The sequence below is a fragment of the Hespellia stercorisuis DSM 15480 genome, assembly GCF_900142165.1.
GTDB classification, from domain to species: Bacteria; Bacillota; Clostridia; order Lachnospirales; family Lachnospiraceae; genus Hespellia; species Hespellia stercorisuis.
Genome location: NZ_FQZY01000101.1, coordinates 1 through 11,377, shown reverse-complemented (window position 1 = coordinate 11,377; position 11,377 = coordinate 1). Strand labels below are relative to the sequence as shown.

Annotated in this window: 17 protein-coding genes and 1 pseudogene; 14 read left to right on the top strand and 4 right to left on the bottom strand. The window is 36.6% G+C overall.

Annotated elements, in window-relative coordinates; translation table 11 throughout:
- The 3 genes from BUB85_RS19515 to BUB85_RS19505 all read left to right on the top strand — a co-directional run.
- A partial coding sequence (locus BUB85_RS19515; protein WP_143160738.1) for an IS66 family transposase occupies window positions 1–313 on the top strand: 313 nt, incomplete at its 5' end.
- Between the two features lie 92 nt (window positions 314–405).
- Window positions 406–1,509 carry an OLD family protein gene (locus BUB85_RS19510; protein WP_073113176.1) on the top strand — a complete coding sequence of 368 codons (1,104 nt, stop codon included), beginning with the start codon at window positions 406–408 and terminating at the stop codon, window positions 1,507–1,509.
- Window positions 1,493–1,786 (top strand): hypothetical protein, encoded by a 294-nt coding sequence (locus BUB85_RS19505; RefSeq protein ID WP_073113175.1) that lies wholly within the window; start codon window positions 1,493–1,495, stop codon window positions 1,784–1,786. Before BUB85_RS19510 ends, BUB85_RS19505 begins: the two co-directional genes overlap by 17 nt.
- A gap of 489 nt (window positions 1,787–2,275) precedes the next feature.
- On the opposite strand, the gene BUB85_RS19500 is transcribed toward BUB85_RS19505, so the two are convergent.
- From BUB85_RS19500 to BUB85_RS19490, 3 genes are read right to left on the bottom strand one after another with little or no spacing between them, the layout of a single operon-like run.
- Window positions 2,276–2,659, bottom strand: coding sequence for a DUF4180 domain-containing protein (locus tag BUB85_RS19500; protein ID WP_073113174.1), 384 nt, complete (start codon window positions 2,657–2,659; stop codon window positions 2,276–2,278).
- Window positions 2,660–2,671: 12 nt separating this feature from the next.
- On the bottom strand, window positions 2,672–4,039 hold the full coding sequence (locus BUB85_RS19495) for an MATE family efflux transporter (RefSeq protein ID WP_073113173.1): 1,368 nt from the start codon (window positions 4,037–4,039) through the stop codon (window positions 2,672–2,674).
- 14 nt (window positions 4,040–4,053) lie between these two features.
- Entirely contained in the window at window positions 4,054–4,632 is a 579-nt protein-coding gene (locus tag BUB85_RS19490; protein ID WP_073113172.1) for a TetR/AcrR family transcriptional regulator, read from the bottom strand.
- A gap of 210 nt (window positions 4,633–4,842) precedes the next feature.
- Between BUB85_RS19490 and BUB85_RS19485 the strand changes: the two genes are divergently transcribed.
- The 11 genes and pseudogenes from BUB85_RS19485 to BUB85_RS19435 form a co-directional block, all read left to right on the top strand.
- Window positions 4,843–5,091, top strand: a complete 249-nt coding sequence (locus BUB85_RS19485; protein WP_073113171.1) for a type II toxin-antitoxin system prevent-host-death family antitoxin — start codon at window positions 4,843–4,845, stop codon at window positions 5,089–5,091.
- 3 nt (window positions 5,092–5,094) lie between these two features.
- On the top strand, window positions 5,095–5,397 hold the full coding sequence (locus BUB85_RS19480) for a type II toxin-antitoxin system RelE/ParE family toxin (protein WP_073113170.1): 303 nt from the start codon (window positions 5,095–5,097) through the stop codon (window positions 5,395–5,397).
- 737 nt (window positions 5,398–6,134) lie between these two features.
- On the top strand, window positions 6,135–6,362 hold the full coding sequence (locus tag BUB85_RS19475) for a MarR family transcriptional regulator (RefSeq protein WP_073113169.1): 228 nt from the start codon (window positions 6,135–6,137) through the stop codon (window positions 6,360–6,362).
- Window positions 6,355–6,567 carry a hypothetical protein gene (locus BUB85_RS19470; protein WP_073113168.1) on the top strand — a complete coding sequence of 71 codons (213 nt, stop codon included), beginning with the start codon at window positions 6,355–6,357 and terminating at the stop codon, window positions 6,565–6,567. The genes BUB85_RS19475 and BUB85_RS19470 overlap by 8 nt, the downstream gene beginning before the upstream one ends.
- A gap of 1 nt (window position 6,568) precedes the next feature.
- Window positions 6,569–6,766: a MerR family transcriptional regulator gene (locus tag BUB85_RS19465; RefSeq protein WP_073113167.1), complete on the top strand. Its 198-nt coding sequence runs from the start codon at window positions 6,569–6,571 to the stop codon at window positions 6,764–6,766.
- A gap of 2 nt (window positions 6,767–6,768) precedes the next feature.
- Window positions 6,769–7,845: a site-specific integrase gene (locus tag BUB85_RS19460; RefSeq protein WP_073113166.1), complete on the top strand. Its 1,077-nt coding sequence runs from the start codon at window positions 6,769–6,771 to the stop codon at window positions 7,843–7,845.
- 2 nt (window positions 7,846–7,847) lie between these two features.
- The gene (locus tag BUB85_RS19455; RefSeq protein WP_073113165.1) at window positions 7,848–8,444 is read left to right on the top strand and encodes a site-specific integrase; all 597 of its coding nucleotides are present in this window, start codon (window positions 7,848–7,850) and stop codon (window positions 8,442–8,444) included.
- A 2-nt stretch (window positions 8,445–8,446) separates the two neighbouring features.
- Window positions 8,447–8,830 (top strand): plasmid mobilization protein, encoded by a 384-nt coding sequence (locus BUB85_RS19450; protein WP_073113164.1) that lies wholly within the window; start codon window positions 8,447–8,449, stop codon window positions 8,828–8,830.
- Window positions 8,811–9,617 carry a ParA family protein gene (locus tag BUB85_RS19445; protein ID WP_073113163.1) on the top strand — a complete coding sequence of 269 codons (807 nt, stop codon included), beginning with the start codon at window positions 8,811–8,813 and terminating at the stop codon, window positions 9,615–9,617. Before BUB85_RS19450 ends, BUB85_RS19445 begins: the two co-directional genes overlap by 20 nt.
- Complete coding sequence (locus BUB85_RS19440) at window positions 9,607–10,473, top strand: ParB/RepB/Spo0J family partition protein (protein WP_073113162.1); 867 nt, start codon at window positions 9,607–9,609, stop codon at window positions 10,471–10,473. The genes BUB85_RS19445 and BUB85_RS19440 overlap by 11 nt, the downstream gene beginning before the upstream one ends.
- A 24-nt stretch (window positions 10,474–10,497) precedes the next feature.
- Window positions 10,498–10,857 (top strand): annotated as a pseudogene (locus BUB85_RS19435) (replication initiator protein A); the annotation flags it as partial.
- A 207-nt stretch (window positions 10,858–11,064) separates the two neighbouring features.
- Here the strand turns inward: BUB85_RS19435 and BUB85_RS19430 are convergent.
- On the bottom strand, window positions 11,065–11,377 hold a 313-nt coding region (locus BUB85_RS19430), incomplete at its 5' end, for a transposase (RefSeq protein ID WP_143160748.1).

The window sequence follows — 11,377 nt, the reverse complement described above, 5'->3', positions numbered from 1 at the left end:
CACAACCAAAAAGCGTGGTCGAAAGAAAAAGACCAAGGTACTAAATCTAATTGACAGACTTGTGAATTACAAGGCATCAGTCTGCTTATTTATAAAGAATCTCTGTGTTCCGTTTGATAATAACCTTGCGGAACGTGATTTGCGCATGATTAAGGTTAAAACCAAGGTCTCAGGATGTTTTCGCAGTGAGGAAGGCGCACAGGAATATCTTACAATCATGAGCTATATTGGGACTGCTCATAAGCATGGAATAAATGCTTTTACAGCAATCAGAGAAGCCCTTTTAGGGAATTCCGATATCATCTTTAACTAATGGAGTTCTGAACAGTTACAAAAAAACTATATGAAGGATTAGACAATAAGTTTTCATATGATAATGAAGTAAAGAAACTGCCTACATTTAAATTGCCAGACGATGATGCAAGCGAGAAAAGTATCACATTTATTGACAATGCAAAAAAAATTGAGACAAAAGCACTTCAAACGTTAGTGGACAATTTTGAGGATACTATTAAAAGCATAAAGCAATTATTAGATAATAAAGAATTATTAGATACTGATAAGAGGCATCTTGAAACAACGCTTGAAATGTTTGGGATGATGAAAGAACGATATGAAAAACGATTAGATGAAGATAAAAGTGAAAACGAAAAAATAAACATTTTTAATACCTTTATTAGAAATTATAAAGCAAAATACACAAGGAAGATTACAGATACTCAAGCAGTTTTTTCAGAATATGTAGAGCAAAAAGAAATTGCCATTGAAAGTATGGCAGAGCTTTTGTTTCGAAAAGAGAAATTGGAAAAAATTGTTCCTAATATTTGTGAAATTCAAATTATCCCAGAAACCAATCCAGTGGATAAGTATAGATTCATATCAAAATTACAGATTGAAAAAATTGACAATACATATATTGAAGATTTGTTAAAGTCAGTTTTAAAAAGGGGGAAGAGCATCGATACTCAAATAATAACAGAATCTGATTTAAAAGACATGATAAAAAAATATCCAAATGAAGAAGAAACTGCTCCACTTGAAGTGTTGAAAAGTAAAATATCTTCAAGATTAGATATTGATTTTAAAGTTAGAAATACTATTGTTGAAGATAATATGGATGTTTATGATGAGGTTTCTTCTGGATTTGATGCACAAATGTATTTTACGCTTTTAAGTGGAGAAATACGTGACAAGGGTATATATATTATAGATCAACCAGAAGACCATATTTCGCAACGTGCTATTAAGGAGAAGGTATTAGAACAATTCAGAAGAATGGGGCAGCAAAGGCAAGTGATTATGGTAACACATAATCCACAGTTTATAGTAAATTTAGATGTTGATAATGTTATTTTTTTAAGCAAAAAGAATGGGAAATTTGAGATAGAATCTGGGGCACTAGAGTATGAAGATGATGAATATAATATCTTGAAAATTGTTGCAGATAATATTGATGGTGGATTACAAACTATACAAGGAAGGATGAAGCGATATGAAAAAAACATTTGAGTTTACTTCAAACGAAGGACAGTACATTTTAAGAAACACAAATCCGAATGAAAAAAGAGAAGCATTCATAATAGACAAAAAGGAAATGCAATTTGACACAAATCAGTTTTATCAGTATGTTTTCTCGGATGTTAAAACAAAAATGGAAGTAGAAATTTTGGATAAAACGGATGAGAATGATAGTGCCGCTAAAAGATTCTTTGGAGTTATTTCAGAAATTACAAGTGGCGTAATAAATAGGATGAACGAAAAATGTTTTTCTGCTTCTAAATTATAGAGTAAAGCAAGGCTGGTGGGTACATTTTGGGTACAAGAGAAAAATAACCAGATAAACGACATAGAAAACCGTAACAAAAAGATACGAATTTGAGACAAAAACAGATATAAATCACGACAGATATAGAACACGAAAAAGAGTTTGAGTGATGAAAGTGTCAAAAAGAATCCAGTGTTTATGCGACTTCCAAACAAATTTGTTTAAGCTGTGGCAACGATTTGCCAACATTTGGCTCTCGCTCAAGGAATAAATTTTATCTGAATATAGCATAGAAAAACCTTACTGATTTTCAAACAATGAAAGTCGGTAAGGTTTTTTTGCGTCTATTTTTTCTTCTTTTTCTTTTCATCTTTCAGCAGTCCAGCTATGAGCATATCGCTCAATTCTTGCGAAGGAAATTGTTCTGGACGAATTTATATTTTGTTAAAAAAGTATGGTAGTCTACCAAAAGCTAGATTGCCATACTGTAGATTTTCCATTTTATAAATTCTAGAAAGTTCTTCTGGGAACCGGTTCAGAAAGTTTATTAACAGCAAGCGTAACAGTGGGCTGAAAGTAAAAATCTTTCCCATTATTACTCTCGTACATAAAGTCTTTCAGCGGTTTACTCGTATATTTTGTAAAATCGCCGTATATTGCCAGTCTTACATCATAATTAATGAATCTCTGTAATATTTCTCCTGCCAGGCAGGTGCTAAGGACAAAGAAATCATTTATAATAGCACTCTTGCTTATAGCAATATTTGTACAGCCTGTTTCGTATTTTACTGTCATGACTAAGTCTAAAGCAGACTGGACATCAGTGATCAACAGTTCATCGCTGCTCACAACTGCAACTTCTATATTATTTGTATTAATAATTTCTATTTTCATTTTGTACTCCTATCAATTTTGAATTGTTTTAACAACGACTTTTGACTGCCACTTATTTCCACGATACCTCATAACAACAATAGCACTTGCTGCACACCACCCCAGACAAGAAGCGATGGCAATCGAAAGAAGTCCTAGTTTTCCTATAAGCAATACAGTGACAAGCAATTTCACAAGTATGGATGCCAATGAATGAATACCTGCAATTACTGTATCTCCAACACCAGAAAGTACACCGCCCAGTCCATATATCAAGGCATTTATTGGATAAAACCATAGGCAAATATGGAAATAGCTGTAACCTTTTATTATCATTTCTTCGTTGTTACCGATGATTAGTCCTAATATTCCTTTTCCCCAAAATAGAAGAATTATGGAAAGCAGAGCTGTGATAGCGATTGAAAGCGTTATGCCAAATCGTGTACCTTGCTTCATACGATCTTTTTCATTTGCTCCGATATTTTGCCCCGCAAAAATACTCAAAGCATTTCCGAGTGCCTGAACAGGCAACAAAATAAATGCTTCAATTCGGCTTGCCGCTGTCATTCCACCAATGCTTGCATTTCCTAATTGATTGATAAAACCCTGCACAATCAACATACCGAGAAAAACTGCTAATTGCTGTATAATAATCGGTATGCAGATTTTTAATGAAAGCTTTAATAACTCCCTGTTAAAAGCAAACTCGGTTTTCGTTGGAATTGCCATAGGAAATTTCTTTCGGAGTTGTACCAATAAATATACACCAGAAATTGCCTGTGCAATAATTGTTGAAACCGCAATACCAATAACGCCTCCACCGTTGATAACAAAGATGATGTTAAGCACTAAGTTGATAATAGACGACACAATCAAAGCATATAACGGCATTTTTGTTTCGCCAAAACTTCTCATAATTGCCCCAAGCAAATTATATAGTATTGAAAACGGAATACCCAAAAATACCATTCTTAAATATGTGGCAGCAGGGTCTAAAAGTTCCGCAGGGGTTTGGGTAATCTGTAATAGCGGTTTTGCTAAAATTGCTCCGCCAAACGCCATCGCTAATCCTAAGACAATCAAAAATATAGACATTGTGGAAATTAGGCTTTTAATCTGCTCGAATTGCTTTGCTCCAAAAAATTGGGCAAGAAGAATTGTAATACCAATAGCCAATCCCAAAATAACGGAAACAAACAGTAAATAAATCGGGACAGATACACCGATAGCAGATAACGCGTCTTCGCTCACTAAACGCCCTGCAACAACTGCATCAATAACATTATAAAGCTGTTGTAATAAAGTTCCTAAAAAAATGGGAATGGAAAACAGCATTAACTGTTTCTTTATGTTCCCCGAAGTCAACATCATAGGCTGGCTTCTGTTTTCTCTCTTTTGCATTTTTCTATCTCCTGCTATTCATATAAACTGTCAATCAAATGGTCAACCATAAAATCAAAGGTTTCCGTATGATTATGTGGGAGAATATCCTTGTTTTTGATATTCATAATTAAAGAGTAAATAACTGACATCGCCAAATCCGCATTAATTTTGAATTTCAAATGTGATTGACCTAAAAAAAGTTGTTGGCTCATATTATTGGATTCCTCAATTTTTTTTGCTTGTCCTTCTGATAATTTGTTCATCAAAATTGTAAAGTCCGTACTGTCTGATTCATACAAAAAATTATTTTTATCATACTCCCGATAAATAAGCTTTAACGCCTCTGCAACGCCATACTTATCTTTGTGGCTTTTTATTACTTCCGATGCTATATTACAGACTTGTTCTTGCACAGAACACAAGACCTCACAAAAGAGAGATTCCTTTGATTCAAAAAACAGGTAAAATGCTCCTTTTGAAATTCCCGCCTGTTTACACAGATCATCCACATTTGTTTTTTTATAGCCATACTGTGTCCAACTCTGTTTACAAGCTTCCTGTAGATTATTTTTAATATTTTCTTTTTCTCGTTCTGTAAAACTGCGTGCCATATATTTTCTCCTTTCTATGACTTAAAATACTAATTTGGTCATAGAAAGAATATCATTAAACAATACAAATGTCAAGTAGGTCGAAATAATTGTTTTGAAATAAAGAAAGGAGTATATAATGCTGTAAAGTTTTAAGTTGAATTTTACAGCAATTGTGTATACAATAGAAATATAAGCAAAAACGATATTATCAGAGAAGGAGTTGATTACATGTCTAAAATTTTACCAGTATCTGATTTGAGAAATTATAATGAAGTTCTTAAAAATTGCCAAGTCGGAGAACCAGTTTTTTTAACCAAGAATGGCAGAGGAAGATTTGTAGTGCTTGATATTGAGGATTATGAGAAAGACCGAGCAGAGAAAAAGCTGTTGGCAAAGTTGCAGGAAGCGGAAGAAGCTGTTGCAGATGGGGCAGGTTGGTTGAGCCTTGATGAATTAAAATCGGCTATGGAGGAATAACACTTGATGAAATTAAGGATTAACCCTCTTGTAGTAGCCGATCTGAAAGCAATTAAGGATTATATTGCAGAGGACAATGCAGAAGCAGCCAGAAAGACAGTAGACGAGATTTACAAGAGTTTTGAGAACTTACAGCAGTTTCCCACGATGGGAGCAGATTTGTCAAAGCGAGTGAGTTTCAAGACAGATTATAAGTATCAGGTTCATGGAAATTACATTATGCTGTATCTTATCAAAAAAGACTATGTAGAGATATATCGTGTGATTGATAGATACCAAGATATAACGAGTATATTATTTCGCTAAGGGAATTGAATTGTTGTTGCGGTTTGTGTATAATATGAGCGTGGCAACACTTTGGCAACAGAAAATCAGTAAGACAAAATAAAATATGTAATTGAGATAAAAATAAGGCGGTTTCGACATAAAACTTAAACAAATATGTTTAATGTTACGTTGGAACTTGCCGAGTTGGAATAACCATTGAACTTATTGATTTCCTGATAATGATAACGTATAATATCAACGTGGCAACACTTTGGCAACAGAAAATCAGTAAGCCAGAATAAAATGTGTAATTGAGATAAAATAAAGGCGTATTCCACACGAAACTTAAACGAATATGTTTAAGACAAGCAAGGGACTTGCCGAATTTGAATAGCGGACGAAATTGCGAAAAAGCCCGTAAATAAAGGCTTTGCGGGACTTCTGAATTGCCCGGTGGAGTGCAAATGGAGTTAAAATTTATTTTTTTCTCTTGCTTTTATTCCGGACAATGACGAGATTTTCGCAAAATCATCCAAATTCAGAAAGATATAATTAGTGGAAATTAAAGAACAGTTTGTTTTAATGGAAGTATTTTCCGTTGGAGCAAACTGTTTTTTTATACCCTTTTTCAATGAGCTCCGGATACCAGCTACATTATGGAAGCAACCGTAAAAAAAATAATTTTTGCAAAAATCCGAAATAGGATGTCCTGTTTTGCACCTGTCAGTACAGAGTATATGAAAAGATAAATATTCAAAATACAGGAGGTACTGATTATGCAGAATAAACTTTTTTTAAAGGCGGCTGATATATGTGAGCTTCTGGAAGTAAAACAGACATTGGCTTATGAAATCATTGGTAACCTGAACAAAGAACTGGAAGAACAGGGATATCTGACACTTAGAGGAAAGGTTCCAACAAAATATTTTGTAAAGCGTTTCTATGGAGTAGAAGATACCTGTGAAATCCCGCAGGAAGAAGGAAAGGAATGGTTTCATGCGTAAGAGAAAGATGTATTTATCAGTGGAAGATATCGCAGAACTCTTTGGATTGTCAGTTTCTTTTGCGTACAGGGTAGTAGAGAAGATGAATGCCGATCTGGCAAGCAAAAATTATTATGTGATCCTTGGACGGGTGCCAACCCGGTATGTAGAGGACAAGATTTATGGTCTGGAGCATGTGGAACAATATTTGAAGGAGGACAAGTAACATGGGTGTAGTACAGGAAAAGATGTATATGAATGTGGATGATGTATGTGAGATTCTCGGAGTATCTAAGGCATATGCCTACAACTTAATGCGTGGGTACAATGAAGAGTTGAAAAAAGCAGGGTACATTGTGGTGCCTGGAAAAATTTCTACAAAATTTCTGGCAGAAAAGATTTATGGCATGAAGGTAGGCGATTAGAGATGGGTGTTTACAAAGAAGGAAAGAACTGGAAGGTACAGGTTTATTACAAGGACTGGCAGGGAAACCGTAAGAGAAAGCAGAAACGTGGATTTCGTACAAAAGGGGAAGCCAAGGAGTGGGAGAGAGACTTTCTGCAGCAACAGAGCCAGGGAGTAGACATTGAGTTTGGGAACTTTCTGGAAATCTATTATAAAGATATGGATGTGCGGCTTCGGGAACATACCATGAACACGAAACGATATATTATCGAGCTTAAAATCAGACCTTACTTTGAGAAGAAGATTCTGAGTGAAATTACGGTAGCGGATGTCCGGGCATGGCAGAATGAGCTGCTGACTCATAAGGATAAAAATGGAAAAGAATATTCACCTACCTATTTGAAAACAATCAACTGTCAGTTGACGGCAATATTCAATTATGCAGTTCGCTATTATAATTTGCAGAGTAATCCATGCAGGAAAGCTGGGGCAATCGGTAAGAGCAAAGGGGAACCAAAAGATTTCTGGATGCAGGATGAGTTTAATGAATTCCTGGAAACTGTAGAGGATAAACCAGATGCACGACTGGCATTTCTGGTACTGTATTGGACTGGTATGAGAATCGGGGAATTGTTGGCACTCACATATCACGATGTTAATTTGGAAGAAAAGACGATTTCCATTAATAAATCATACCAAAGATTGAAAGGAAAAGATGTGATCACACAGCCGAAAACACCGAAAAGTATCCGGGTGATTACAATGCCGGATTTCCTGGTGGAAGAGTTTCGGGAGTATTACAGCCATTTATACGGAATTATGAAAAAGGACAGACTGTTCCATTTCACAAAATCATATATGGAACATAATCTGATAAGTGGTATTAAAAAATCAGGGGTAAAGAAAATTCGACTTCACGATTTGCGACACTCCCATGCAAGTATGCTTGTGGATATGGGAGTTGCACCACTAGAAATTGCAGAACGGTTGGGGCATGAAAAGGTGGAAACAACGCTGAATACATATTCTCATTTATATCCGTCTACACAGAGCAAACTGGCAGGATTGCTGGATAAAAAGCATGAAGAGGAGGCATAGACATGGCAATTCATAGATATGAAAGACACAACAATAAAAAAAGTAGGAATTACTGGACACAGGATGAGTTTAATAAATTCCTGGACACAGTGAACGATAGGTTAGATTTACGATTGGCGTTTGTGGTATCGTACTGGACCGGTATAAGAATTGGTGAACTGCTTGCACTAACTTATCAGGATATCAATTTGGAAGATAAAACGATTTCTGTAAATAAATCTTATCAGAGATTGAATGGAAAAGGTGTACTTACATCTCCAAAGACATCAAATAGTGTCCGAATGATTACAATGCCGGATTTTCTGGTGGAAGAATTTCGAGAGTACTACGGTCAGTTGAATGAAACTATGGAAAGTAAGAGGGTGTTCAAATTAGAAAAATCTGATCTGGAACATTATATGGCGTATGGTATTGAAAAATCTGGGGTAAACCGAATTAGTATTTATGAATTACGTCATTCTCATAAAAATATGCTTGTAAGTATTGGAGCTGATCCACAGGAAATTGCGAGGCACTTAGGATATTCTTCACCTATACCATTTGTCATTACGGAAAGTAAACTGGCAGGATTGCTGGATAAGAAACATGGGGAGGCATAAGTATGGCAAGTGAAAGACATGGAAAACACAACACGACAACGATTAGTTTCCGGGTAAATTCCTATGAAAAAGCAAGCATAGAAGAAAGGGTTAAGGCAAGCGGCATGAAAAAACAAGATTATATTGTAAGATCATGTATTTACAATCACGTTTGTGTGGTAGGTAAAAAAGAAAACATCGAAATCCTTCGCTCAGAGATGAGGGAAATGAATCTGGTGCTGGAAGATGTGGCAAGGGATTTGAAGTCTGAGAAACCAGTAATATCAGAAGAAGGACTGGACAGTATGACGGAACGGTATCTGGCATTTCTTGATGCGGCATTATGGATGATGAAAGGTTCCAGCTATTTATGGGAGGAGAAGAAAGATGAAAGAGAAGGTAAATAAAGATAGTAGAGTTCTGGCATTATGTTCGCAGAAAGGTGGAGTTGGAAAGACTACAAGTTGCGTAAATCTGGCGGTTGGTCTTGCAAGGGCAGGAAAGAAGGTACTCGTGATAGATAACGATCCACAGGGTAGTATGACTGCAAGCCTGGGATATCAGAACCCGGATGAGCTTCCAGTTACTCTTGCTACGATTTTAACAAATGTTGTGGAAGAAGAGACATTTGAAAACGACCTTGGAATCTTAGCCCATCAGGAAGGAATTGATTTACTTCCGGCGAATATTGAACTTTCCGGCATGGAAGTCTCTCTGGTGAATTTTATGAGTAGAGAGTTGGTCTTAAAACAATATATAGAGCAGATACGGCATGAATACGACTATATCTTGATTGACTGCTCGCCATCGTTGGGGATGCTGACAATCAATGCACTTGCCTGTGCAGACGAAGTGATTATTCCGGTACAGGCGGCATATCTTCCAGTGAAAGGTCTGGAACAGCTAATCCGGACGATTGGAAAAGTACGGAGGCAGTTGAACCGACAGCTTGAGATTGGCGGCATACTGATCACCATGGTAGACAATCGCACGAACTATGCGAGAGATATTTCAGAATTGATTTTCAATACATATGGAAACAAGATTCATATTTTCCAGCAGAGCATTCCGTTTTCTGTACGTGCTGCGGAAATCAGTGCTGAGGGAATTAGTATTTTTCAACATGATCCGAAAGGAAAAGTAGCAGAAGCGTATCAGATGATGACACAGGAGGTGCTTATGGATGAAAAGTAGAAGTGCATCTAAAATTACACTGACTTCCTATGATGATTTGCTTGGTGGTGTAGCTACTTTAGAAGATGTCAGGGAAGTTGCGATAGATGAATTACATTCTTTCACAGATCATCCATTCAAAGTCAAAGACGATGAAGAAATGAAAGAACTGGTGGAGAGCGTAAAAGCACAGGGAATATTGACAGCATTATTAGTGCGTCCGTTAAAAAAAGGCGGATATGAAATTATTTCTGGTCATAGAAGAAAACATGCTGCAGAACTGGCTGGATTGAAGCAAGTCCCTGTCATTGTCCGGGAGATGGACAAGGATTCTGCTGTACAGGCAATGGTAGACAGTAACCTGCAGAGAGAGAATATCTTGCCGAGTGAGAAAGCCTTTGCCTACCGGATGAAGATGGAAGCGGTGAAGCATCAGGGTGTTTCAGGTGCCAATAGTGCGAAAAAAGTTGGAAAGGAAAACAAAGATAGTGCGAGACAGGTATATCGTTATATCCGGTTGACATATCTGATGAATACACTGTTAAAAGCTGTAGATGAAAATATCATAAAGCTGCAAATTGGAGTAGAACTGTCCTACCTTTCGATTATAGAGCAAGAGATGGTGGAAGAAGTACACGACAGTACCGGAAAGTATCCAAGTCTTGAACAGGCAAAACAGTTGCGAAAACACAGAGAAGAAAAGTCACTGACAAAAGAGGTTATACGGCTCCTGATAATAGGAGAGCCAAAGAAGAAAACATCAATTACATTTAAACAAGATGATATAAAAAAGTACTTTCCTCCGGATTATGATGAACAGAAGATGCGTAGTATCATCTGTCAACTTTTGGAGGAATGGAGCAATCAAAATCATTGATAAGTACGGAAGGAGGGATCGGTCATGAGTATAAGAGCAACGTTCCATTATTTTCAGGGTATGGAATGCGATATGTATAGCTTTTATCGTATTCCTAAATTGCTGTTTACAAGTGAATATTTTAAGAATCTCTCCTGTGAAGCTAAGGTGCTGTACGGACTGATGTTAGATCGGATGTCGCTGTCTATAAAGAATCGTTGGTTTGATGAAGAGGACAGGGCATACATTTTCTTCTCAGTGGAAGAAATCATGGAGATGTTGAATTGTGGCAGAAATAAGGCAGTAAATTGTCTGAAAGAGCTGGACCAGGAAAAGGGGATAGGATTGATTGAAAAGAAGAGAATCGGACTGGGAAAAACAAACGTGATCTATGTGAAAAATTTCAGTCTGCAGGAATATCCAGATGAACCAGCAGCCATTGCACAAGAAAATTCAGAAGAAAACGTACCAGATGAAATGGAAGATGTGGATGCCCCAAATACAAAAAATATGAAAAAAGAGCCGGGAAAGCCTGTAAATACACAGAAGTTTGAAAAACAAACTTCAGGAAGTTTGAAAAACAAACTTCAGGAAGTTTGAAAAATAAACGGCTCAATCACAAATTTTGTGGGATAAAGGATTTCTGACATAAGTCTTCCTGCTGATATCAAACAGTTTAAGGAAGAAGTATTCATCATCACGATATCCGTAAGCCTGTCGTCTTAATGTTTTGATTTTGTTGTTTATACCCTCAATCTTACCAGCTGATATGTCATATGTTGCATGAGCTATGATACCCTCAAAGTGATTGTCCAATAACCTTCTGAACCACATAAGGTGCTCGTTTTTAGTTGATTTACAGGTATCCATGATAGAGATAATATCCTCAGACATGCGTGCTTCGTCATTACGAGAATACGCAAGA